The sequence below is a fragment of the Acinetobacter sp. 24-47-64 genome, assembly GCF_057737055.1.
Window position 1 is genome coordinate 66,226 of the sequence record NZ_CM173215.1, and the last position, 24,239, is coordinate 90,464.

General features: G+C 39.5%; 28 protein-coding genes. 9 read left to right on the forward strand and 19 right to left on the reverse strand.

All coding sequences use genetic code 11. The features are described 5' to 3' along the window. Positions 1-71: 71 nt before the first annotated feature. From AC1M85_RS00290 to AC1M85_RS00300, 3 genes are all read right to left on the reverse strand, one after another. Positions 72-449: an RcnB family protein gene (locus AC1M85_RS00290; protein ID WP_035264902.1), complete on the reverse strand. Its 378-nt coding sequence runs from the start codon at positions 447-449 to the stop codon at positions 72-74. 179 nt (positions 450-628) lie between these two features. Beyond that, positions 629-1,027: an RcnB family protein gene (locus tag AC1M85_RS00295; RefSeq protein WP_481590185.1), complete on the reverse strand. Its 399-nt coding sequence runs from the start codon at positions 1,025-1,027 to the stop codon at positions 629-631. 280 nt (positions 1,028-1,307) lie between these two features. Then, complete coding sequence (locus tag AC1M85_RS00300; protein ID WP_171076739.1) at positions 1,308-1,463, reverse strand: hypothetical protein; 156 nt, start codon at positions 1,461-1,463, stop codon at positions 1,308-1,310. A 220-nt stretch (positions 1,464-1,683) separates the two neighbouring features. On the opposite strand from AC1M85_RS00300, the gene dapB reads away from it, so the two are divergent. Continuing rightward, the gene (dapB, locus tag AC1M85_RS00305; RefSeq protein WP_035264896.1) at positions 1,684-2,505 is read left to right on the forward strand and encodes a 4-hydroxy-tetrahydrodipicolinate reductase; all 822 of its coding nucleotides are present in this window, start codon (positions 1,684-1,686) and stop codon (positions 2,503-2,505) included. 55 nt (positions 2,506-2,560) lie between these two features. After that, a complete protein-coding gene (locus tag AC1M85_RS00310) occupies positions 2,561-3,211 on the forward strand; it encodes an START domain-containing protein (protein WP_481586940.1) in 651 nt (216 codons plus the stop codon). A gap of 18 nt (positions 3,212-3,229) precedes the next feature. Here the strand turns inward: AC1M85_RS00310 and AC1M85_RS00315 are convergent, their stop codons facing one another. Further along, positions 3,230-3,640, reverse strand: coding sequence for a hypothetical protein (locus AC1M85_RS00315; RefSeq protein ID WP_481590184.1), 411 nt, complete (start codon positions 3,638-3,640; stop codon positions 3,230-3,232). A gap of 94 nt (positions 3,641-3,734) precedes the next feature. On the opposite strand from AC1M85_RS00315, the gene AC1M85_RS00320 reads away from it, so the two are divergent. Further along, positions 3,735-5,177 (forward strand): aminotransferase-like domain-containing protein, encoded by a 1,443-nt coding sequence (locus AC1M85_RS00320; RefSeq protein ID WP_488213341.1) that lies wholly within the window; start codon positions 3,735-3,737, stop codon positions 5,175-5,177. Between the two features lie 5 nt (positions 5,178-5,182). On the opposite strand, the gene AC1M85_RS00325 is transcribed toward AC1M85_RS00320, so the two are convergent. From AC1M85_RS00325 to AC1M85_RS00355, 7 genes are all read right to left on the reverse strand, one after another. Further along, positions 5,183-5,752 (reverse strand): DNA-3-methyladenine glycosylase I, encoded by a 570-nt coding sequence (locus AC1M85_RS00325; RefSeq protein WP_035264883.1) that lies wholly within the window; start codon positions 5,750-5,752, stop codon positions 5,183-5,185. 18 nt (positions 5,753-5,770) lie between these two features. Then, positions 5,771-6,016 carry a hypothetical protein gene (locus AC1M85_RS00330; protein ID WP_035264881.1) on the reverse strand — a complete coding sequence of 82 codons (246 nt, stop codon included), beginning with the start codon at positions 6,014-6,016 and terminating at the stop codon, positions 5,771-5,773. A 29-nt stretch (positions 6,017-6,045) separates the two neighbouring features. Then, on the reverse strand, positions 6,046-6,570 hold the full coding sequence (locus AC1M85_RS00335) for a M23 family metallopeptidase (protein ID WP_035264946.1): 525 nt from the start codon (positions 6,568-6,570) through the stop codon (positions 6,046-6,048). A gap of 58 nt (positions 6,571-6,628) precedes the next feature. Beyond that, positions 6,629-7,660, reverse strand: coding sequence for an A/G-specific adenine glycosylase (gene mutY / locus AC1M85_RS00340; protein WP_488213342.1), 1,032 nt, complete (start codon positions 7,658-7,660; stop codon positions 6,629-6,631). Positions 7,661-7,766: 106 nt separating this feature from the next. Continuing rightward, on the reverse strand, positions 7,767-8,129 hold the full coding sequence (locus tag AC1M85_RS00345; RefSeq protein ID WP_035264873.1) for an HIT family protein: 363 nt from the start codon (positions 8,127-8,129) through the stop codon (positions 7,767-7,769). A gap of 68 nt (positions 8,130-8,197) precedes the next feature. Then, the gene (locus tag AC1M85_RS00350) at positions 8,198-8,935 is read right to left on the reverse strand and encodes a dienelactone hydrolase family protein (RefSeq protein ID WP_488213343.1); all 738 of its coding nucleotides are present in this window, start codon (positions 8,933-8,935) and stop codon (positions 8,198-8,200) included. Between the two features lie 229 nt (positions 8,936-9,164). Beyond that, complete coding sequence (locus tag AC1M85_RS00355; protein WP_035264869.1) at positions 9,165-9,323, reverse strand: DUF1328 domain-containing protein; 159 nt, start codon at positions 9,321-9,323, stop codon at positions 9,165-9,167. A 190-nt stretch (positions 9,324-9,513) separates the two neighbouring features. On the opposite strand from AC1M85_RS00355, the gene AC1M85_RS00360 reads away from it, so the two are divergent. The 3 genes from AC1M85_RS00360 (at position 9,514) to AC1M85_RS00370 (ending at position 12,639) form a co-directional block, all read left to right on the forward strand. After that, positions 9,514-9,966, forward strand: a complete 453-nt coding sequence (locus AC1M85_RS00360) for a YcgN family cysteine cluster protein (RefSeq protein ID WP_488213344.1) — start codon at positions 9,514-9,516, stop codon at positions 9,964-9,966. 110 nt (positions 9,967-10,076) lie between these two features. Beyond that, positions 10,077-11,261 carry a PQQ-dependent sugar dehydrogenase gene (locus AC1M85_RS00365; protein ID WP_488213345.1) on the forward strand — a complete coding sequence of 395 codons (1,185 nt, stop codon included), beginning with the start codon at positions 10,077-10,079 and terminating at the stop codon, positions 11,259-11,261. A gap of 103 nt (positions 11,262-11,364) precedes the next feature. Beyond that, on the forward strand, positions 11,365-12,639 hold the full coding sequence (locus tag AC1M85_RS00370; RefSeq protein WP_092766586.1) for a replication-associated recombination protein A: 1,275 nt from the start codon (positions 11,365-11,367) through the stop codon (positions 12,637-12,639). Positions 12,640-13,058: 419 nt separating this feature from the next. Here AC1M85_RS00370 and purC read toward each other — a convergent pair whose 3' ends face one another. The 3 genes from purC to dapA are packed head-to-tail and all read right to left on the reverse strand — an operon-like array spanning position 13,059 to position 15,338. Beyond that, entirely contained in the window at positions 13,059-13,778 is a 720-nt protein-coding gene (purC, locus tag AC1M85_RS00375; RefSeq protein WP_092766585.1) for a phosphoribosylaminoimidazolesuccinocarboxamide synthase, read from the reverse strand. A 37-nt stretch (positions 13,779-13,815) separates the two neighbouring features. After that, positions 13,816-14,421 (reverse strand): lipoprotein-34 precursor (NlpB), encoded by a 606-nt coding sequence (locus tag AC1M85_RS00380; protein WP_488213346.1) that lies wholly within the window; start codon positions 14,419-14,421, stop codon positions 13,816-13,818. A gap of 17 nt (positions 14,422-14,438) precedes the next feature. Beyond that, the gene (gene dapA, locus AC1M85_RS00385; protein ID WP_179999608.1) at positions 14,439-15,338 is read right to left on the reverse strand and encodes a 4-hydroxy-tetrahydrodipicolinate synthase; all 900 of its coding nucleotides are present in this window, start codon (positions 15,336-15,338) and stop codon (positions 14,439-14,441) included. 681 nt (positions 15,339-16,019) lie between these two features. On the opposite strand from dapA, the gene mhpT reads away from it, so the two are divergent. The 3 genes from mhpT (at position 16,020) to AC1M85_RS00400 (ending at position 19,040) form a co-directional block, all read left to right on the forward strand. Further along, positions 16,020-17,228: a 3-(3-hydroxy-phenyl)propionate transporter MhpT gene (mhpT, locus tag AC1M85_RS00390; RefSeq protein WP_035264856.1), complete on the forward strand. Its 1,209-nt coding sequence runs from the start codon at positions 16,020-16,022 to the stop codon at positions 17,226-17,228. Positions 17,229-17,371: 143 nt separating this feature from the next. Further along, the gene (pncA, locus tag AC1M85_RS00395; RefSeq protein ID WP_488213347.1) at positions 17,372-18,025 is read left to right on the forward strand and encodes a bifunctional nicotinamidase/pyrazinamidase; all 654 of its coding nucleotides are present in this window, start codon (positions 17,372-17,374) and stop codon (positions 18,023-18,025) included. A gap of 49 nt (positions 18,026-18,074) precedes the next feature. Beyond that, positions 18,075-19,040, forward strand: coding sequence for a bile acid:sodium symporter family protein (locus AC1M85_RS00400; RefSeq protein ID WP_481954355.1), 966 nt, complete (start codon positions 18,075-18,077; stop codon positions 19,038-19,040). Positions 19,041-19,046: 6 nt separating this feature from the next. On the opposite strand, the gene AC1M85_RS00405 is transcribed toward AC1M85_RS00400, so the two are convergent. From AC1M85_RS00405 to thiL, 5 genes are all read right to left on the reverse strand, one after another. Then, positions 19,047-19,511 (reverse strand): 2-thiouracil desulfurase family protein, encoded by a 465-nt coding sequence (locus tag AC1M85_RS00405; protein ID WP_481591984.1) that lies wholly within the window; start codon positions 19,509-19,511, stop codon positions 19,047-19,049. Positions 19,512-19,572: 61 nt separating this feature from the next. Continuing rightward, positions 19,573-21,411 (reverse strand): glutamine--fructose-6-phosphate transaminase (isomerizing), encoded by a 1,839-nt coding sequence (gene glmS, locus AC1M85_RS00410; protein WP_481591983.1) that lies wholly within the window; start codon positions 21,409-21,411, stop codon positions 19,573-19,575. Between the two features lie 12 nt (positions 21,412-21,423). Further along, a complete protein-coding gene (glmU, locus tag AC1M85_RS00415; protein ID WP_035264841.1) occupies positions 21,424-22,788 on the reverse strand; it encodes a bifunctional UDP-N-acetylglucosamine diphosphorylase/glucosamine-1-phosphate N-acetyltransferase GlmU in 1,365 nt (454 codons plus the stop codon). A gap of 26 nt (positions 22,789-22,814) precedes the next feature. Next, positions 22,815-23,291 carry a phosphatidylglycerophosphatase A family protein gene (locus AC1M85_RS00420; protein WP_481590207.1) on the reverse strand — a complete coding sequence of 159 codons (477 nt, stop codon included), beginning with the start codon at positions 23,289-23,291 and terminating at the stop codon, positions 22,815-22,817. A gap of 10 nt (positions 23,292-23,301) precedes the next feature. Next, entirely contained in the window at positions 23,302-24,231 is a 930-nt protein-coding gene (gene thiL / locus AC1M85_RS00425) for a thiamine-phosphate kinase (protein ID WP_092766564.1), read from the reverse strand. Positions 24,232-24,239 lie beyond the last annotated feature (8 nt).

Below are 24,239 nucleotides of genomic sequence, written 5' to 3' on the forward strand. Positions count from 1 at the left end.
ACATAAAAAAGCCCAAACTGAGTTTGGGCTGAGTGCAGGGAAGATCAATTTGAGAAGATCTAGGAATAAGCTTATCCGATGATACGCACGATGCGATCTGTACGCTCATTCACTAAGACATAGTCTCCATTAATTTTGTACCACTGCTGGTTACGCGCCGCTTTAGGTAGATTCTTCGCTTGACGATCACTTAACTCAAATTTTGAAGAGTTGAATTGACGTGGTAACTGTTGACCTACTCGCCATTGACGGCTTGGATTTACATTTTGGAAGCCACGATTTTGTTCATAGCGGTCATGTTGATATTTCCCAGGCTGACCTTTATTCCAATGCGCTGGTGGTGGAGTTGGTTTTGAATAGTGACGACCATCGTCATGTGGACCAGCCATCGCAGATGTTGCCAATAAACCACTCATTGCTAATGTAAGTACTGATACTAACTTTTTCATGTGGGATACCTCTAACTTTGTTATTTATCCGATATCGCTAAAGTACAAAATGATTTGAGATAAACCGTGGAGAGATATAGTCAATTTGTGAAATGTATGAAGAAGTGATGAAGATGAATGATTAGGATTGAACTCAACAAAAAACCCGACATGAAGTCGGGTCGATTTAAACGTCAAAATTAATCTTGCTGGATTTTCAAAATGCTATTGCTGTTTGAATCCACCAGAATAAAGTCATTATTCACTTTGTACCATTGTTGGTTTTTACCAGGTTTTGGTAGGTTATGATCTCTATATTCGGTTTTATAACTATTGCCACGATAGTGTTGAGGCATGACGTAGCCAGTTTGCCATTTATGTTGACGTAAACGTTTTACGCCACGCTCTTCTCTGTTTTTACGACGATCTTGGAACTCTTGATCTGATGAAGCATCATGTTGAGTAGGTTTCTCAAATCCTTTACCACGTTCACGTGAACCTTTATCTTGGTAGTCATCAGAGTAAGGAGCAGCATTGGCAATATTTGCTGTAAATATTGCACTTAAAGATAATGTCAAAACTGTCATAATCTTTTTCATATTCCGCCCTCGTTGACCTTATAAATTGGGGTTCACACTAATGTACTGAAAAAATGCAGAGAAACTGTGAAGATAGAATGTAATTTAGATTAAAAATAACGAGATAATAAGAACATATTTTAATAGGAATGAAAATAGAAACCGATGCTTTAGCTGAGCAATCAATGCTTTGAGCAATTTTAAATTTTGAATCCTAATATGATTTTTAAATTGTAAATATTTTAATAACACAGAAGATGATTTTCTTTTAAATAAGAAAAATCATCTGATCCGTTTCATCTCAGTGCCACTGATTATGATATTCCTGCAATTGTTGAATAGCTTCGATAATGATCCACGCAGTTTCGGCATGATCTAAACCTTGAACTAATGAAGCATCCAACTGTAACTGTTCGATCGTTTGGATCGTTGATAATTTTCGAGCTTGGTCTGCCATATTATTTCCTTATAAAAGTGTTGAATTTCATGGCATTGATCATAGTTAAAACTTATAAATATAAAAAACCGAATATTTTTCTTAATTTAATCTAATTATTCGATTAAGGTTCAAATCAAATGCTTAAAAGACAGCATAATTTTTTATATCGATAAACTTAGCGTATGTATAGACTTTTGTTATAGTAAGAACAATTTTAAAGCAACACTAGGAATAGGTTATGTCTGTCGCTCCGCGTATTGGGATTTTAGGTGCTGGTGGCCGTATGGGTCGTACATTGATTCAAGCAGTTCAAGATGCTGGTTATCAATTAGCAGCAGCGGTAGAGCGTCCAGGCAGTAGCCTTATTGGCGCGGATGCAGGCGAATTAGCGGGTATTGGTACACTTGGTGTGAAAGTCGTGGGTGATATCCAAGATGTTTTAAATGATTGTGATGTATTTATTGACTTTACTGCACCAGTTGCAACTGAACAGCATTTGAAACTGTGCCGTGAGGCTGGTGTTGCATTAGTGATCGGTACGACAGGAATGAACGATGAGCAAAAAGCATTTTTAGATGAAAGTGCAACGATTGCTCCTGTAGTCTACGCAGCAAACTACTCCGTAGGCGTGAATGTATCCATTAAACTTTTAGAATTAGCATCTAAAGTCTTTGGTGACAGTGTCGATATTGAAGTGATCGAAGCACATCATCGTCATAAAGTTGATGCGCCATCAGGTACTGCTTTAATGATGGGTGAGGCGATTGCTGATGCATTAGGTCGTGATTTGAAGCAAGATGCGGTGTATCACCGTGAAGGACATACTGGTCCTCGTGAACGTCAAAGTATTGGTTTCCAAACCATTCGTGGTGGCGATATTGTGGGTGAACATACGGTAATGTTTATTGGTGAAGGTGAACGTGTAGAAATCACACATAAAGCCACGAACCGCATGAATTTTGCTGCAGGTGCAGTACGTGCCGCTGCTTGGGTTGTCGGTAAAGCACCGAAAAAATATGACATGAAAGACGTTTTAGGCTTCAACGATATCAAAGTTTAAGTTTAAAAATACTGCGTGATCATCTAAATAATAATGTGAAATATGAAGAATAAAAATGAAGAAAATTTCTATGATCTGCTTGCTTGTCAGTGCCATTGGCCTGACAAGCCAAGTTCAAGCCAATGAAGCCTCTCGACTCACCATTAACAAAAACAATATTAAAGTGTGGACGATACAAAATCCTGATCATCCTGTGTTGTCCTATCGTGCTGAAACAGTAGTGGATGCTTCACTCGAAAGAGCAGTTGCAATAGTTTTGGATGTGGAAAATGCAAAATCATGGGTACCCAATGTCGGTTCAGCACAGGTGATTTCTCAAGATTTGAAGCAAGGGGAATTTAAACTCTACATGGTGTTAGATTTTCCATTTCCTTTGAAAGATCGAGATCTGATTGTGCAAGGGAAAATGTATAAGGATTCAAAAGGTATTGTTCATATTAAGAATAAAGCTTCGCAAACGGGAAAATCGAAGAATCCTCAGTATATTCGGCTGCAACACTATGTTGGAGACTGGAGCTTTGAACAGATTGGACCGAATAAGGTGAAGGTCAGCACTTCAGGATATGCGGATCCAGAAGGTGCAATTCCACAAAGTGTGACCAATATGTTTGTACAACAGCAGCCTTATCAAATGTTGCAAAAAATGAAAACTGAATTAGCAAAATCTCAATCTGCGCAGATATCGTTACCAGATATTTTGAAATAATGACTTTATATCAGTCATTTAATCATTTTTCAAAGTGTAAGCTGTAAATTGCTTTAACTCTGCTGCTTGAGGCAAATGAAAACTCAAAATTGGTTGCTTAGTCTTAGACGTCTGATCCAATAGAAAAACTTGGTAGGTCTGTTTTTTGGAATCATCACATTGAAAATTTAAATTTTTTTGTGTGGGGCTATTGAGCTTGACTGCATGATCAGAAGACACGGTGTAAAGGTAAATTTTCTGCTGCTCTGGAGATTCAATATTTTTCGTAAAACGATAATGGCTGTTGTGTGTCACTTTCAAGAAGCCATCAATTAATGATGTACAAATAAATTTTTGCTCAAGTGCAACTTGATCGATCGCATGCTCTGGTTGGCAAGCTGTCATAAGTGTTACCAAGGGTAATATCAAATATAATTTATCGTTGTTCATGTGGCCTCCTGTGTTTTTTTAGCTGTAAGACCATCATAAATTTGCTAGGTTTATAGATACAGATACACACATTTTATAAAAATGAGCACAGTTCATGTTCCAGTATCAAATCTTAGCCAAACATATCAAACAGAAAATTCTGAGTGGAGAACTGTGTTCAGGACAGAAGCTCATTTCCCTTCGACAATTTTCAGCATTACATGCCGTCAGTTTAAATACAGCAAAAAATTGTTATGCATTATTGGAATCGGAAGGGCTCATCACTGTTAAAAATAAATCGGGTTATTTTGTTCAACATTTGAAATCCAGAAACGATCCGCCAGTATTGCCTTATCATCATGAATTTGAAGCTGAAGCAAAGGATATCAGTAACTTAAATTTGCAAATTGAAATACAGGAGTCTTCAACCAATAATCGATCAATTCATTTAGGTGCAGTACAAATCTCTCCAAATCACGTGCCTGTAGATGCAATCCGAAAGTCAATTCAACGTGCTTTAAAACACAGTCAACCAGAAGATTTCCTTTACAGTAATCGACAAGGGCATTTGAGATTGAGACAAGCTTTATCAGACCATTGGGCTGAAGATGGTTTTTATATCAATCCAGACGAGATTTATATCACCAATGGCTGTATGGCTGCGTTATCACTCGTGGTTCAGCTCTTGACCAAGGAAGGGGATGGCATTGTGATTCCAACCCCAAATTTTAATGGTCAATTACAGTTGTTAGGGACACTGAAACGCAAGTTGATTGAGATACCTGCAAATGTGGATGGTTTTGATTTAGAACGCTTAGAAAGAGCAATGCAGCACCCCGATACCAAAGCCTGTCTATTGACTGTGAATTATCAAAATCCACTAGGATTTGAGCTTTCAAATCATGATAAACAGAAAATTGTGCAATTGGCTGAACAATATCAATGTTATGTGATTGAAGATGATATTTATGCTGAATGTAGTTTTAATTTACAGCGACCTTTACCGATCAAACATTGGGATGAAGCAGGCTATGTCATTTTATGCAGTTCAATATCAAAATCATTGTCGAGCGCATATCGAGTAGGTTGGTTTTGTTTACCGCCGAGGCTTAAATATTTGCATCGTCAAATTGTCATTCAAAATGTCAGTGTGAATACACCTTTGCAATTGGCTTTGGCTGACCTGATGTATAGTAGAGCCTATCGTGAGCATGTACTCCGATTAAAACCAAAATTAAATCATCAAGTTGATGCATATCGACAAACGATATTAAGCGCTTTTCACGGGATCGACATTGGGTTAAGTCAGCCGGATGGTGGTTATGTTTTATGGCTGCAATTGCCGACACATATTGATGGTTTAGAACTCTATTATGCTGCACGTCAACATGGTATTAACATTGTTCCCGGTGATGTTTTTGGAGAAGAACGCCGTTATAAAAATTATATTCGCTTAAATGCAGGGCATGAACTAACTCATGAAATTCATGACTCCATCGTGTTTTTAGCGGATTGGGTGAAACAAAAAATGAGGTCATCATCCCAAGCACCTTCTTAAAAAGATTATGGCGCTAAACTAAGCTTTTTAAAGCAGTGATTTTCATGATCATCAATCATTCCTACCGCTTGCAGATAAGAATAGATAATGGTTGGACCCACGAATTTAAAACCATTCTTTTTTAGAGTTTTAGACAGTTGCAGGCTTAATTCGCTTTGTGTTGGTGCTAAGCGATAGTCTGGCACAGAATGAACTTTGGGTTGATGCCCTACAAAACTCCATAACCATTTGACCATATCAGGCATGATTTGGCGCATATTCAACCATGCTCGAGCATTATCTCGAATCGCCTTTAGTTTACCTAAATGACGAATTATGCCCGGATCTTGTGCTATTTCGATTAAATGTTCATCTGTAAAAGTCGCAATTTCTTCAATGGTGTATTGAAAGAAATGATATCGATATCGCTCGCGTTTTTTTAAAACAATAACCCAAGCGAGTCCTGCTTGCTGACCTTCTAAACAGAGCATTTCAAATAAGGTGTGTTCATCATATACAGGCACACCCCATTCTTGATCGTGATAATTAATATAAATCTGCTCATCGGAGCACCAGCCACAGCGTTGAATCGTCATGCGAATGCTCTGAAGTGATCAAATGGTAAAAGCAACCCACTGATCGTTTTGATTGTCCCAAAAGAACAACTCTGCCTGTTCTAAATCCGAAAAATTAATCCAGAAATCTTTACCTGCTTTATCTGCAAACCCAGTGCTAATCAACAGAGCTTCTTCGGTAATTTCCATAATCCAGCCCTGATGGCTTTGTCCATTTAAGACAATACGTTGTTGATTGCCAGATTCTGCAAATTCAACTAGACGATTAATCAAGGCTTCTGACATGAAAACTTCCTAATAATAAAAACTTTAATTTAACGTAAATAAGGGTATGGATTGACAGGGCCTCGACCGCGACCATCTAAGTAAATTCCATAATGTAAATGAGGGGCAGTATGTCGAGCATTACCCGTATTGCCGACATAACCAATATGGTCACCTCGTCGCACGAAGTCACCCTCATTGAGACCTTTTTTATGCTGATCTAAATGCGCATAATAATGCCAAGAACCAGCGGGTCCTAAAATCCAAATGACTTTCCCACCCAGCTTATTATCGCGCATACTGCGAACAATTCCATCAGTTGCACTATAAACTTTTGTACCACGAGCCGCCAAGATATCAATGCCTTCATGTGTTCGACCGTGACTTCGTGATGCACCCCAAGTGTCAGTGAGTTGTCTCGCTTTTACACCTTGTACTGGGATAGGTAATTTGCGGTCCAAAGGAAGCATATGTAAGCGAGCAACGAGGGTTGGGTCAAGCGGCGTTTGTTTTGGAGGTTGGCTACTGCAGGCAACAAGTAAAATAGCTACACTTAGGATGATGTAATGTCGCAAATACTTAGTCACTCCAACTCCTTGATTGATACAGCCACACTTATTTGAATCGACTATGTCACAATTTCACGGCTGAGATCAATTTTTTCATCGCAGTTGGAATGCCCATTTCTGTTACAACTTGTGGAGCGAGCCATTCACCTCCTAATTCTGTTTGGAGGTATTCCATCTGGTCGAGATCAACATGGAAAATATGTGCATTCAGTAACCAGGTAAAGTGGGTGAAACTGTGTGAAATTTGAGTTGGTAATTGATTACTCACCAAACCATATTGCTGAGTCAATTGACTAAATTCTGAAGTTTCATCAATGATGGGTAAGGTCCATAAACCACCCCATAAGCCTGAATGCGGACGTTGTTGCCATAACCATGTATTTTCAGTACTTCGCAGTAATAAAACATCCGCAGTCTTTATAGGCACTGCTTTTTTTGGCTTTTTAAATGGTAACTCTTGTGTCAGACCCTGCTTTAAAGCTTGGCATTCTGACTGCATTGGACAGTACAGGCAAAGTGGTTTTTTAGGAGTACAAATTGTTGCACCCAAATCCATAATGGCTTGCGTGTAATCATGGTTGCGTTGTTCAGGACAGAGTTGCTCGGCTAATTCCCACATTGCACGTTCATGGACAGGCTTTGATAAATCATCTTCAATGGCAAAGAAACGTGCTAAAACACGCTTAACATTTCCATCCATTATCACGCCGTATTTGCGTAATCCAAGTGACATCAATGCACCAGCAGTTGATCTACCTATTCCTGGCAGGGCCATCCAAGCTTCTAAAGTCTCTGGAAAATGTCCATTTTGACTTACGATTGTGGCTGCTTTATGCAGGTTGCGAGCACGCGCATAATAGCCTAGACCTGCCCAGTAAGGAGCAACTTCATCCCAAGTAGCATGACCTAAATCGTTGACCGTCGGAAAGCGCTCAATAAAACGATCATAGTATTTCAGAACAGTTTTCACTTGGGTTTGCTGCAACATAATTTCAGAGACCCAAACTTTGTAAGGATCATCTGCGACTTGCCATGGCAGGTCATGTCGACCATGTACATCAAACCAATCCAGTAACGCAGTTGAAAAAGAAAACATGAAAATACCATTAATACAATCTGTGCTCAGTATAACCAATCTAGGCAAAGACCTTTTAAAAAAGCATGAAAAAAGGCGCATATTGCGCCTTTTTGTAAAATCAACATTACTCTTGAATAATGCCCCAACGACTATCTAATTTAAGCGGTTGGTTTTTGTAACGAGGAATAATATGGATGTGTAAATGTTCCGACTCTTCATCGCCAAAAACTTTGCCATCATTAAAAGCGATATGAAAGCCTTCCGGATGATGACGGATTTTTAACTCGTTACGTGCCAGTTCTAACAACGACTGTAAACTTTTACGCTCTTTATCGGTAATTTCAAAAAAAGAACTCACATGACGTAAAGGAATAATAACGGAATGTCCTTTAGTCAACGGCTGCTGTTCTGGCAAAATCACACCGAATTCATTTTTATCAATCACATCATATTCATCGTGATTGCAATAAGTACATTGTTCACTCATCCTTATATTCCTCTTATATTTTATCTTCTTTCTTCAATAATCTTAGCGCTAATAAACTTTGAAAGTAATTAATCTAAGTGACGCGACAGTAACTCATACATCGCAGCTAAGCTTTTTTCCTCAGCTTCAGCGTTATAACCGAGATCTACACCATTGGCTTTTGCCCGTTCATCAGCTTGTGGATTGCTAAAACCATGTTTTGCATCCTCAAAGATAATGACCTCATGTGGCACCTGAGCTGCAAACATTTCTTCTTTAAATTGTGCCACATCATCTAGCGTGACCATGCTATCTAGCTCACCATGCAAAACCAGAATTTCAGCTTTTACTTGACCTTGTTGAGCAGGTGTTTGCGCAGATAAATTAGCATGGAAGGTAGCAACTGCATTTAAGTTCGCACCAGAGCGAGCAAGATCTAAAACAACTTTTCCGCCGTAACAAAAACCAATCGCAGCTAATCTAGTTGCGTCAACTTCAGGCTGTGCAGATAAAGTGTCTAACGCAGCTGTAGCGCGTTGTACAATCGTTTCAGGCTGTGCGAAAGTTTGCATCATCCACTCATTTGCTTGAGAAGCTTCAGTGGTTACCTTTTTGTCGCCGTACATATCAATGGCAAAAGCAGCATATCCTTGTTCTGCAAGTTCTCGAGCACGTTGTTCTGTATATTCATTACGACCCCACCACTCTGGGGCTACAATAATACCTGCAGCTCCTGAAGAGTTTTCAGGTGCGGCAAAATAACCAATCAATTGAGTACCATCTGCCGCTTTATACTGAATTTCTCTTGTTTGAATTGCTGAAGTCATTATTGAAAGTCCTTTCGTTTATGAAAATCAGCAAAGATTAAAGCATAAATGTTTTCCGAAGTGATGAATTTGCAATAAGAAAGTAAAATCAAATGTGAGAATTTATGAAAGATTGGAATATATAAAACGCGTATCAATGAACAGATAAAAAGAAATAAAAAAAGAAGAAGGAGTACCTTCTTCTTTTCATCAATCTTGTGTTTTCAATTTAATCTAGTGATTTAGAACACTAGACTTTGCCTCTTGAGATAAAGCCTACAATTGCGAGAATCACTGCAATCACAAGTAAGATAATTGCGAAATCTTTAGATAAGCCTGCTACACCACCAAACCCTAGCAAACTTGCTATCAATGCAATCACTGCAAAAATAATCGCCCAACGGAACATTTTGATTCTCCATAAATTTTTATTAATGTTCATTCAGTATAAGAAAATAAACTGAGCAAAATGTATACAAAGGGTATTTTAACGTAGAGTATTGATATTCTTTAGTTAATCAACTGTAACTGAGATTGATGAAATTTTATGAGAATTATTAGTGATATACTGACTCAAATTTTTGATATTTAGCTGAATCATGAGCACATCTTTACGCCTTGAATTTTGGAAACATTATTCACTGTTTGAAATGAACCAAGCAGAATGGGAGGCACTGTGTGATGGTTGTGGTATGTGTTGTTTGGTTAAATTAGAAGATGATGAAACCGAAGAAATCGCATATACCAAAGTGGCTTGCAAACTTCTAGATTGTCAGACGGGGCATTGTTCAGATTATGAAAATCGTCAGGTGCATGTACCTGACTGTATTCAGTTAACGCCTGAAAAATTACAACAAATACGATGGCTACCTTCGAGTTGTGCATATCGACGTATTAATGAAGGTAAAAAGCTACCGAATTGGCATCACTTGGTGACAGGCAATAAACAAAGTGTGATTAGTGCTCGAAAATCTGTAGCAGGTCGTTGTATATCTGAACAGCTTGTTAATGAAAATGAAATAGATGAATACATCGTGCGGTGGGTACGCTAGTACATTCAATTGCTAGACTGCACATATTTTGTAATATAAAAACACTTTTAAAATGATCATTGCCGTTTAATCCTAGAGACTGATATTCAAGGATTTAAAAAGGGAAAGGCATGTTAAAAGCTGCAAAACTGATTTGGATTGTTGGTTTGAGCGGAATCATAATGGCGTGTCATGCCAATCAAAATAAAGTCACTGAAGCACATAATCCGCAGGAATCAACAGTCAAAAACGAAAATTCAAAAGCTCAAGAACAACGATATCAAGTTGAAAAAATTGCTCTATTTAATGAACCATGGGCGATTGCAACTTTACCAAATGGTCAACTGTTAATTACAGAAAAGTCAGGCATACTTAAGTTGTTTGACCCACAATCAAAACGTAGTTTTAACGTGGCTGATGTGCCTCAAGTTGCTTATGGCGGACAAGGTGGGTTAGGTGATGTTTCGATTCATCCTAATTTCAATAATAACGCTTGGTTATATCTCAGTTATGCCGAAGAAAAAAATGGATTGTTTGGTGCAGTGGTAATCCGAGCGAAATTGGATTTATCGAATATCGAAGCACCGAAACTGACGGATATCGAACGCATATGGGAGCAAGTCCCTAAAGTGTCGGGTCAGGGGCATTATGCACATCGTATAGTGTTTGACCAGCAAGCGAATTTATGGATTAGTTCAGGGGAACGGCAGAAGTTTCAGCCTGCACAAGATATGCAGTCTAATCTAGGTAAAATTGTATATTTGTATGATGATGGTCGTGCTCAAGAATCTAATCCATTTGACAAACAAGGTGGTGTCTCAGCGCAGATTTGGAGTTTAGGTCATCGTAATCCTTTAGGTATGGCATTTGATCATCAAAATCGTTTGTGGGTGGCAGAAATGGGTCCTAAAGGTGGCGATGAGTTCAATCTTATTGAAAAAGGTAAGAATTATGGCTATCCAATTGTATCTAATGGTGATCACTATGATGGGAAACAGATTCCGAATCATGAAACGCGACCTGAATTTATAGCCCCTAAACTTGATTGGTCTCCAGTGATTTCACCCTCGAGTCTGATCTTTTATAAATCTAACTATTTTCCACAATGGAAGAACAAAGCCTTAATCGGTGGATTATCATCGAAAGCCATTATTGTGGTAGATCCACAATCTGAACCTGTACGAGAAATTCAGCGCTTGGATATGGGGGTTCGAGTACGAGACTTGCATGAAGCGAAGGATGGCACAATTTGGGGAATAGAAGATGGACCGCAAGCTTATTTATTCAAATTAAAAGCAAAACTCGAATCTGAGTAAAATGAAAAATGTTGAATAGTGATGGTTGTTTTGACTATTAATATTGGAATTTGACTATTACATAGTAGACTAGTCAACAGCACTTTGAGATCTATAAAAAAATATGTCCGATACACAAATTCCGCTACCTGAACGCTTACGTCCACGTGATTTGTCTGAGATTATCGGACAAGATCATTTACTTGGTGAAGACGCACCTTTACGTCAAATGATTGACCAAGGACATTTACCTTCGATTATTTTTTGGGGGCCTCCAGGCGTCGGCAAGACCACCATTGCGCTATTGTTAGCTCAAGCTGTAGATCGTACTTTTATTAGCTTGTCTGCACTCAACACTGGTGTTAAAGAGCTTCGAGAAATCATTGGGGAAAGTGGTGATCTCATTGTGCCAGTGGTTTTTATTGATGAAATTCATCGTTTTAATAAATCTCAACAAGATGCCTTACTGAGCGCAGTAGAAAAAGGCAAGATTACTCTGGTTGGTGCAACCACAGAAAATCCTTCTTTTGAAGTCAATAATGCTTTGTTGTCGCGCTGTCAGGTGTATACGCTGAATGCATTATCTGAGCATGATATTCAACATTTAATTGAACGTGCACTCAAGCAAGACCAATTTCTGAAAGACCGTCATATTCACATCGAAGAATATGATGCATTAATTCAATTTGCCGCAGGTGATGCTCGTAAAGCACTCAATTTATTGGATCTCATTGCGAGCACATTTGAAGCAGATGTTGAAAATATTGTCACCAATGCCATCGTGGTGAAAGTAGCTCAACAAAATATTGCGCGATATGACAAATCTGGTGAGCAGCACTATGATTTAGTCTCAGCATTCATTAAATCAATTCGTGGAAGTGATCCTGACGCTGCACTATATTGGATGGCGAGAATGTTAAAGGGGGGGGAAGATCCAGTCTTTATTGCGCGTCGGATGTTGATAGCCGCTTCGGAAGATATTGGAAATTCTAATCCTAATGCGTTGTTATTGGCTGGGGAGTGTTTTAGGTCCGTTCAAGCGGTTGGGATGCCAGAATGCCGTATTATTTTAGGACAATGTGCAGTGTATTTGGCCACAAGCGCGAAAAGTAACAGCACTTACTTAGCAATCAATAAAGCATTAGAGTTGGCTGAACGTACGTCAAATCTTCCAGTTCCATTGCATTTAAGAAATGCTCCAACCAAGTTAATGAAAGAGCAGGGATATGGTGTAGATTACTTATATCCACATCACTATCCAGAACATTTCGTGTTGCAGGATTATATGCCTCCAGAGCTGAAAGGCACCAAATTGTACGAATCAGCTCGTAATAAGCGTGAAGTCGAAGCAGAGCGTTTACAGCAGCGACGTTGGCAGCAAGAGCAGCAACAACAATAAAAAAAGCCCAGTTCTATGGGAAGCTGGGCGAAAAGCGATTCATCTGGTCGGCAACTACAGTCTCTCTCTTGAGCCACCAACTCCTGTAGTTGCCTGGTATAAAAATATATTAGTTGAACTTAGTGATATTGTAAAAACGATCATTTTAATAAATAGCATTAATTTATTCGATTAATGGGTGTAAATTTAAAAACAAAAAAAACAATTGAGTTTTTTAATGATCAAAACCCCAGATTTGTCATCTTATTTAAATATCGATTCGATAAATTAATAGCATTACCAATGAGGAGAGAGCATTGGTAATGCGACTTAACAAAAATAATGAATGTATAACAAGAATTTGAAAATATAAAAATAATATCAACAGATACAAAAAAGCCGAGTCATATGACTCGGCTTTATTTTATCTAAATTTTGATTTAGATATCAGAAAGGTCAACACCGATACGTGTAGCAACTTCTTCATAAGCTTCAACCACACCACCTAAACCTTGGCGGAAACGGTCTTTATCTAATTTTTTCTTGGTATCTTTGTCCCATAGACGGCAACCATCTGGAGAGAACTCATCACCAAGAACGATACGGTCATGGAACACACCAAATTCAAGTTTAAAATCAACTAAAAGCATGTTGCCTTGAGCAAAAAGATCTTTTAAAACCACGTTTACTTGGTGAGTTAACTCTTTCATACGCTCAAGTTGTTCAGCAGTAGCCCAACCTAAAGCAATGGCTTGAGATTCATTCACCATTGGGTCGCCCAAAGCGTCATCTTTGAAAAATAATTCAAATGTAGGTGGTGTAAGTTCTAAACCTTCTTCAACACCCAAACGACGGCAAAGCGAACCAGCTGCATAGTTACGGATTACACATTCAACTGGAATCATATTTAACTTTTTAACCAAAACTTCGTTTGGTGTTAAAAGTTTTTCGAAATGAGTTTCGATACCTGCAGCTGCAAGTTTTTCCATGATAAAGGCGTTAAAACGGTTGTTCACCTTACCTTTGCGATCTAGCTGTTCGATTTTTTCGCCATTAAATGCTGAGGCATCATCACGAAAGACTAAAATCAGGTGGTCTGCACTATCGGTTTCATAAACGGATTTAGCTTTACCAGTATAGAGCAAGGTTTGTTTTAACATGGTGGAACCTTTTTCAGAAAAAATATGCCTAGAACGACTAGGCTGGCCAGTTTTGATAAATCTGGGTTAACAGGCTCGCAGCTTTTTGTTTGTCTGCAAACGCGTTAGTTGGGGTAAACACGGCCAAGGTATGACTCGAACCTACAGATGTCAGTTTAAGCACTAAACTTTCACCATCCACTTGAATTGTCGCGGAATGGGGATTCTTAGGTTGATTGACAAAGTTGTAGTTGAGGCTACTGAGGGTGGCGATTGTGTATTGCCAAATTGTAGCAGAATTTCCGTCAATTTTGATCAACGAATTGCCATTTCCATCAGTTAAAAGTTGTGGACGACCGACAGCAGTTGATTGTTCACTCTCAACAGGATTAGAAACGGTTGGTGCCACATTAGGACGAGGTAGCTCAAAACGATTACCTCGCTTATTAACCATTTGTGGCGCATTGTCTATTGCAAGCTGTTCAACAACAGGCGCTGGATAAAGCGGTGTTGCTGGTCTAACCATTGAACCTTCAGGGAATTTAAGCGGGGCTTGTGCAGTAGATTTTTTATAATCGAGTGAACCATTATCGATACCAATCGTACTACAACCGACCATGCTGAGGGCTGAAAGGGCAAGGGGTAAACCAAAACGTAGTTGCATAGTTGTTAAACTCTTCTTTAAATAATGCTCGCAGCTTTTAATGCATCACGCAGTGAAGCTCGATATTGTTCTGCTAATGGAGTAAGTGGTAAACGGATACCTGTACCAATTAATCCCATTTCATGAAGTGCCCATTTCACAGGAATTGGGTTTGATTCACAAAATAGAATTTCGTGTAAATTTGCAACTTGATCATTAATTGCTTTTGCTTGAGCTGCATCACCCACTAAACCAGCGGCACACACTTGGCTCATTTGCTTTGGAGCAACGTTAGCGGTCACAGAAATATTACCTTTCGCACCATGCTCAATCAGTTGATATGCTGTTGCGTCATCACCTGAATAGACCACCATATCTTTGCCTTCAAGTGCTTTTAAAAGCTCAGCACCGCGAGGAACATCACCTGTTGCATCTTTAATCCCTACGATTTGAGGAATATCAGCAAGACGAACTACAGTTTCATTGCTCATATCAACGCCAGTACGGCCAGGTACGTTATAAAGAATTTGCGGTAAATCAACAGCTTCAGCAATTGCTTTGTAATGCTGATACAAGCCTTCTTGAGTCGGTTTGTTATAATATGGCGTTACTAAAAGTGCAGCATCTGCACCAAGCTCTTTAGCTTCTTTGGTAAGCTCAATCGCTTCATGCGTTGAGTTTGCGCCTGTGCCGGCAATAATTGGAATGCGTTTATTGGCTACACGAATGATTTCTTTGATCACTTGAGTGTGTTCAGCCATGCTTAAGGTCGAAGCTTCACCTGTTGTTCCCACGGCAACGATACTATTTGTACCTTGTTCAATGTGCCATTCAACAAGCTTCTCGAGACCCTTCCAATCAACAGTTCCATCTTCAAACATTGGAGTGACGATTGCGACGATTGAGCCTTGAATTACCTGAGCTTGCTGAGTAGTCATTTTAAAACACGATCCTATTTTTCCATCCAGTGAAGGTTGAGAAGCGAAGTTTGGATGGGTATGTATTTTGATTTATATCACGATCCAATATGCCTGCATACTGGATAATGCGTATGCAAATTATGAACTAAGCAACCAATAAGAACAATATGAATTCACTTCAGTCAAAAAAAAGTTTAGTTAAAACAAGTAACTTTTTTTAAAAAAAGCAATTTTAAGACCTTATGGTTAGGCATTTAAATAACAGTGAAGATAGATGTTCGTCTATGAAAGTATTGCGGATAAAAATGAAAATTCGAACTAAAATCTGACCAATTTACCCTGAATTAATAGCTTATATCACTTACATCAGATTTAAGATGTATGTATATACAGGTGAATAGACTAATAATTTTTAAATTATGTGATTATTATAATTTATAAAACGTCTTATTTTTTTTACTTAAAGGTTAAATTATTCTAATACTTATAGATTTTATAATAGATTTTTCTTGGTTTTTTCCTAAATAAAAAAAATAATTAATCGTTTTGAAGACTAGAATTTATTTTGGTTGGCAAGAGGTATGAAATTTAATCTTATTTTGATTACATTTTATTACACCATTTGATAACTCTCACTTTCATTGACTTACATAGATAATCGGGCATCGGACTCAAATGCTGATGAGTGAGGGAAGTTCAATGCAAGAATCAGTAAGTAACAAACATGCAATTTTGACGGTAGGTATCTGCTTCCTCATTGCAGTAATTGAAGGCTTAGATATTCAGGCTGCTGGTATTGCAGCTGCGGGTATTCGTGAACATTTTGGTTTAGATAGTTCACAATTAGGTGTGTTTTTTAGTGCTGGTATTTTAGGTCTGTTACCTGGGGCACTGGTAGGTGGGCGTATTGCGGACCGTATTGGTCGTAAAACAGTTTTAATTTGGTCTGTTGCTGTTTTCGCTGTATTCACTTTATGTACGGTATGGGTAAATAGTTTTAACAGTTTATTGGCTGTACGTTTCCTTGCAGGTGCAGGACTAGGTGCAGCAATGCCAATTCTCATCACTTTGGCTTCTGAAGCTGTAACCCCACAAAATCGTGGTCGTGCTGTAGGGCTAATGTATTGCGGTATGCCTGTCGGTGCTGCGATCTTATCTTTAATTGCAAGTACAGATTTCGGTGCTAACTGGAAAAATATTTTCTATCTTGGTGGTTTATTACCATTAATTGTTATACCAGTGATGATGAAATTCTTACCTGAATCTAAAGAATTCTTGAAAACGCAAAATAGAACTGAAGCTGAAATTGCAGAAGCTCCACAAGGTTCGTTTAAAGATTTGTTTAATTCACAGAATCTTCTTCGTACGATGTTCATCTGGTGTAGCTATTTCTTCACGCTCATGGTGGTTTACATCATGCTCAGCTGGTTACCTTCTCTATTCCAAGAATTAGGTTTTTCGAGAAAAGAAGGTGCGACAGCGCAATTCTACTTCATGGTAAGTGCTACTGTAGGTACTGTGATTTTAGGTGTATTAACTGACCGCTGGAAAAAAGCTTATGTGATCTTGTTAATGTACGGTGGTATTTTGGCTGGCCTTCTTGCGTTGAATGCAGCAAGCTCACTCACACAAATGTATTTGGCTTCAGCATTGGTTGGTGCTTTCGTGATTGGCTGTCAAGGCGTGCTTTACGCATTTGGTGGTATTGTGTACCCAACAGAAGTACGTGGTACAGGTGTTGGTGTAGCATCAGCAGTAGGTCGTATCGGTGCTATGCTTGGGCCAGCAATTGCAGGATCATTATTAACGGCTGGATTTGGTGCAGCAGGCGTAATCTCTGCAGCAATCCCTTGTATTATTATTTCTGCAATCTTCATGTTAATGTTGGTACGTCGTATCCAGAATTAAGACAAAAACATAGATTAAAGCCTGCTTGATGCAGGCTTTTTTTATAGAATTTTGATATCAAATTTTCAACTCAAGCAATTGTAGTTCTCTTGATCCTATGCAATAGTCCCTAACAATTTTAAAAATATTGGGAGCTGAAAAGGATGTTCCAACCACAACAAAGTGCACTTATCGTTGTTGATGTTCAGAATGGATTTACCCCTGGGGGAAATTTGGCGGTAGCAAATTCAGATCAAATTATTCCAACCATTAATTCACTTGCTCGGCATTTTGATAATGTTGTCCTTACCCAAGATTGGCATCCTCAAGACCATATTTCATTTTTTGAAAATCATCCTGGAAAGTCTGCTTATGATACGATTGAATTAGCTTATGGCCGCCAGGTGTTATGGCCTTCACATTGTGTGCAGGGTACACATGATGCAGATTTTCATCCAGACTTGAATATATCCAAAGCGCAGTTGGTCATTCGTAAAGGTTTTCATCCACATATTGATAGTTATTCTGCCTTTTTAGAAGCTGATCATCGAACATCGACTGGCTTAGCAGGTTATCTGCGTGAGCGTGGAATTCGTGACATCTTCATTGTCGGGATCGCCACTGATTTTTGTGTGGCTTGGACGGCAATTGATGCTGCAAAATTAGGTTTTAACAGTTATGTCGTGTCAGATGCGACTAAAGGCATCGATTTAAATGGTTCGTTGCAACATGCATGGCAAGAAATGCTTGCACAAGGTGTGAAACGAATTTACGCCAAAGAACTGATGACTCTCAGACACTCAGCGCAGACCATTTAAAGGCATGGCTCAAGATCATACGTCGTTAATCCAACAAGTGAACTTCTAAATGAAAGCTATCAATCAATTCGTGCAGAAAACCTTTGCGCTGTGGGTACTCCTATTTGCGGGAATTGCCATGTATATGCCAGAAGCTTTTATTTGGCTTAAGTCTTATATCACTTGGATGCTCGGGATTATCATGTTTGGCATGGGAATGACCCTGTCGTGGGAAGATTTTAAAAGTGTTTTCAGCCAGCCTAAGGCGGTTGCCGTTGGCGTGAGTGCTCAATTTATAGTGATGCCATTATTGGCATGGGGATTGTGCATAGCATTTCGATTACCCGCTGAAATTGCCGTTGGCGTACTCCTTGTTGGATGTTGTCCCGGAGGTACAGCATCTAACGTCATTGCTTATATGGCAAAGGCAAATGTGGCTTTGTCCGTCGCGTGTACCTCAGTTTCAACGATGTTAGCACCTTTGCTGACACCATTGATTTTTTATCTCTTAGCGAGTCAGTGGATCGATATAGATGCGGTAGCAATGCTTGTATCGGTAATGCAAGTGATTTTGTTCCCTATCATTTTAGGGGTGATCGTGAGCGGCCTATTTAAGCAAAAAATAGATCGATATATCGCAATGATGCCTATGGTTTCAGTCATCGCGATTGTATTGATTGTGGCTGCGATTATTGCTGGAAGCAAAATGCAAATTTTACAGTCAGGGTTACTGATCCTTGCTGTTGTAATTTTACATAATGGATTAGGATATTTTATAGGTTATTGGGCTGCAAAATTATTGCAGCTTAATCAAGCAGATGCTAAAGCAGTTTCGATAGAAGTAGGGATGCAAAATTCTGGCTTAGGCGTTGCTTTAGCTGCGGTTCATTTTGCGGCAACACCCATTACAGCACTTCCAAGTGCGATTTTTAGTTTATGGCACAATATTTCGGGACCCATCTTGGCGAGTTATTGGGCGACGCGTGACAAAGCTCACCTTAAAAAACATGAATATGACGATGATGTGATTAAGTAGCTGATTTTATTTCATTAACTGATCTAGAAATTCTTTTTCAGTCATGATGTGAATACCATGTTGCTTTAAAAGCGCTGCTGTAACACCGTCCGCATTTATTTTTGACCCCGAAAAAGAGCCATCATAAATCTGACCAAAACCACATGATGGACTTTTAGCTTTCAAAATCGCATGAGTAATCCCATGTTTTTTCGCAAAAGCTAAGGTCTGTTTGGCACCTAAAATAAATGCTTCGGTAACATCTTTTCCCGAAAGATCAAATACTTTTGCATGGCCACTCAAAACATCGGAGCCTGTTCCTTTTTGAATTTCAGCAGGGGCTCTGGGAGTGCTAAGTCCTCCAGAAATTTCAGGGCAGATTACGACGGCCTGATTGGCATCAATCAGCGTTTTAATTTTTTCTTGAAGGCAATGTTGACCATCGTAGCGAACTGGATGTCCGACTAAACATGCACTGATAAGATATTTCATTTGATAAAAAAAAGACCGATAATTTTCATTATCGATCTTTTTAAGTGTAGATCAAATTGAATTATTCAACCGTAACTGACTTTGCTAAGTTACGCGGCTGATCTACATCGGTACCACGTAGTACAGCGACATGATAAGACAAAAGCTGCACAGGAATACTGTATACGATTGGTGATAATAGTGCTGAAACGCTCGGAACTTGAACGACGTGTTGGCGCTCTTTCTCCTTAATGCCACTATTTTCATCTGCAAATACAAACAGCTCACCACCACGTGCTTGAACCTCTTCCATATTTGATTTGAGCTTATCAAGCATGTCATCCTGAGGAGCAAGAATGACAACAGGCATATCATTATCAACTAAGGCCAATGGGCCGTGTTTCAACTCACCAGCTGCATAACCTTCAGCATGAATATATGAAATTTCTTTCAGTTTAAGCGCTCCTTCAAGCGCGATTGGGAACTGTGTTCCACGACCTAAAAATAGGCAATGTTGTTTTTCAACAAATAATTCAGATAGGCGTAAAATTTCTTTATCACATTGTAATGTGTCAAGAATCACTTTAGGTGTATGCCACAATCCAGTAATGATTTCTGATACTTGTTTATTAGAAATCGTTTGTTTAACTTGACCGAACTTAAGCACGAGAAGCATCAAGGCAGCAAGTTGTGTGGTGAATGCTTTGGTCGACGCAACCCCAATTTCTGGACCTGCTAATGTCAATAAGCTGTAATCTGTTTCACGCACCATGGAAGATGTTGCAACGTTACAGATCGTCATCGTGGTGATATTAATATTTTTCGCTTTGGCACGTTTTTGTGTATCACGAAGAGCAGCCAATGTGTCGGCAGTTTCACCTGATTGAGAAATACACACATAGAGTGTATTGTTCACGATGACTGGAGTGCGATAGCGGAACTCACTTGCAATTTCAACTTGACAAGGTACATCAATCAGTTGTTCAAACCAATATTTTGCGATCATGCCTGCATGGTAACTGGTACCGCAAGCGATGATTTGAACTTGCTGAATCTGAGAAAAATCTTCTACAGCATTTGCAAGAAAATCATCACGTAAGTGATCGGCATTTAAGGCTTGAGAGATGGTTTGCTTGATCGCTTCAGGTTGCTCATAAATTTCTTTCAGCATGTAATGCTTATATTCACCTTTTGAAGCATTACTCACTGTCGCATCAAGTTCTTTGACAGGGCGTTCAACGCGCTCACCTTGTACATAGACTTCAATCGTATCACGTGTTAAACGCGCAATATCACCTTCTTCAAGGTATATAAAACGATTGGTAATCGGTAATAGGGCCAATTGATCAGAACTGATAAAGTTCTCACCAATTCCCACACCGATCACGAGCGGTGAACCTTCACGAACAGTGATCAATTCATTTGGGTAATCTGTATGTACGATACCGAGTGCAAATGCACCTTTGAGTTGAGGCACAACTTGTTCAACGGCTTTAAGCAGGTTAGGAGCAGACTTCAGTGCATCATGAACTAAGTGTGCAACAACTTCAGTATCTGTTTGGGATGTAAACACATATCCTAATGCTTCAAGATCATCTTTAAGCTCTTGGTAATTTTCAATAATACCGTTATGTACCACAGCGACTTGACCAGATATATGCGGATGTGCATTATTTTCTGTAGGTTTGCCATGAGTAGCCCAACGTGTATGTGCGATACCAAGCGCGCCAGTGATCGCTGCTTCTGAAACCGCTTCTTCAAGGTTGATAACTTTACCGACACGACGTTCACGTAAAACTTGACCTGCATTGATTAAAGCTAATCCCGCTGAGTCATAACCACGGTATTCAAGACGCTTTAAGCCTTCAATTAGAATATTCGTTATGCTTCGTTCTGCTACACCGCCGACGATACCACACATATTGTAATCCCCTTAATTCTTAATCTTTTGTGGACGTGGATAATTGTCTTTCACAAATTGTTTAGAGCGTTCTACGGCTAAACTATGATCATCCACATCACGAGTAATCGTCGATCCAGCACCAACTGTTGCACCATTACCAATTTTAACCGGCGCGACTAAAGAGCTGTTTGAACCTATAAAGGCTTGGTCACCAATGATCGTTTTAAACTTGTTGGCACCATCATAATTACATGTGATCGTACCCGCGCCGATATTTGAACCCTCACCCACTTCAGCATCACCTAAGTACGTAAAATGATTGGCTTTAGAGCCTAAACCAATGGTGGTGTTTTTCACTTCAACAAAGTTGCCAATGTGTACTTCATTTGCCAATTTAGCACCAGGGCGCAAACGTGCGAATGGTCCAATTTGAGTCTGCTCACCCACAATGGCTGAATCAAATACGCTATACGGTTGAACTTTCGTGCCTGCAGCAATTTTGGAGTTTTTAATTACACATCCTGCACCGATTTCGACATTGTCACCAAGTTCACATTCGCCCTCGATAATGACATTGATATCGATACGCACATCTTGACCAACCTTGAGTGAACCTCGGAGATCGAAACGACTCGGATCGATCAAATGTACACCTTGCTGCATCAGTAATTTCGCTTGGTAGTTTTGGTATTCTCTTTCCAATGCTGCCAATTGCACACGATCATTTACACCTTCAACTTCGAAAGCTAAAGCAGGTTCAACTGAAGCAATTTCGAGTCCATCGTTAATAGCCATTGCTACGATATCTGTTAAATAGTATTCGCCTTGCGCATTATTATTATTCAGACGTGGCAACCACTCGTGCAATTTGGCATTGCTTACTGCATAAATGCCAGTATTAATTTCTTGAATTAAACGTTGCGCTTCAGAAGCATCTTTATGTTCAACAATGGCTTGGATTTTACCATTTTCTCTCACGATACGACCGTAACCTGAAGCATCGTCTAGTGTAAGTGTGACTAAGCCAATACCTTTAGATTGTGTTGCTTCAAGTAATTTTTGTAATGTATCGGCTGTAATACAAGGCACATCGCCGGATAAAATTAAAGAAATACCATCTTTGGGTAAGACAGGTAAGGTCATTTGAACAGCGTGACCTGTACCAAGTTGTTCAGCTTGTTCAACCCAGTCAATATTTTCTGTCGAAAATGCTTGTTTAACTAGAGCGCCGCCGTGACCGAAAATAGTAATAATATTTTCAGCTTGTATTTTTTTTGCGGTTTCAATGACATGCCCTAAGAGTGGACGTCCTGCTAAAGGCTGTAATACTTTTGGTAGTTTTGAACGCATTCGCGTCCCTTTACCTGCAGCAAGAATAACAACTGTGGTTGACATACAACATCCTTTCTTTGGAGCTTGGCTTAAGCCATATCAATATAGAGATAAATTATAATACAAAGTGCTGCCCACAAACCTGCGATCAGGTCATCAAGCATAATGCCGAAACCACCGTCGACTTGACGATCAATGACGCGAATCGGCCAAGGTTTCCAAACATCAAAGAGACGGAAAAGTGCAAAACCGACCAATAGCCATACCCAATTCATTAGGCCTAGGTAGATTAAAGGGAGAAACGTGATCGATTGCCCCGCAAATTCATCCCACACAATTCGTCCGTCATCATGGACGCGCATTATATCAGCGGCTCTTCCACAAATATATATTCCAATCAATGACATAACGATTATGGCAATCGTACTATACAAAAAACCTATTGTCATGAAAGCAGGGATAAACAGCAACGCAAAAGCTGAACCAAAAGTACCCGGTGCTTTTGGTGCCAAACCAGAGCCGAATCCAACGCCACAAAAAACAATGAAACGTTCAGACCAAGTCATCGCTTTAAAATTAATTGGTTGTTTTGGCAAAGTGCTGATATCCCTGTAATTCTAGTTCTTGTGGTTGTTGATGATGATAAAAATCTAATTGCTGAGTCTCTTTTACGACACCAATCACCGTGATCGGTGTATCGCAGTGTCGAGCTTTTAATTCATCCAAGGCAGGTGAAGGAATGGTAAAACACAATTCATAATCATCACCACCTGCTAAAGCCAATTGCCATTTTTGTTGATTGGGCAATGCTTGTAAGGCAGGACTAAGTGGAAGTTGATCTAAGTGTAGGTCGGCACCAACATGAGATGCTTTGAGAATATGTCCTAGATCTTGTGCTAAACCATCGGATACGTCAATCATACTATGCGCCAATCCTTTAAGCGCTTGACCGAGTTCACAACGTGGAGTGGGATAATCGAGACGTTTTTTTAAAGCATGATCGGGATATTTTAATCCGAATGCAGCATCACCGACAGTGCCGGATACACAGATTAAATCACCTGCTTGAGCACCAGAACGTGGCACGGCTTTTCCAATATCCACCCAGCCTAGAGCGGTAACTGATAATGTGAGATGTGGGCTTTGCGTTGTGTCGCCGCCAATTAAACTTACTCCAAATTGATCGCAACAATCATACAAACCCTGACTAAACCCTTTTAGCCAGTGATGATCAATTTGGGGTAGGCTCAATGCCAAGAGAATGCTTTGAGGTTTTGCACCCATGGCTGCAATGTCTGAAAGATTCACAGCTACAGATTTCCATCCAATCGCATGGGGATCTGTATCGATGGGGAAATGTCGACCAGCAACGAGGGTATCGGCACAAATGACCAATTGTTGCTGTGGAGGCGGGGTGAGCAGGGCTGAGTCATCACCGACACCTAGATCGACTGAAGAATAACTCGGTCGATTGAAATAGGTGTCAATAATAGAAAACTCAGCCATTTCAACAA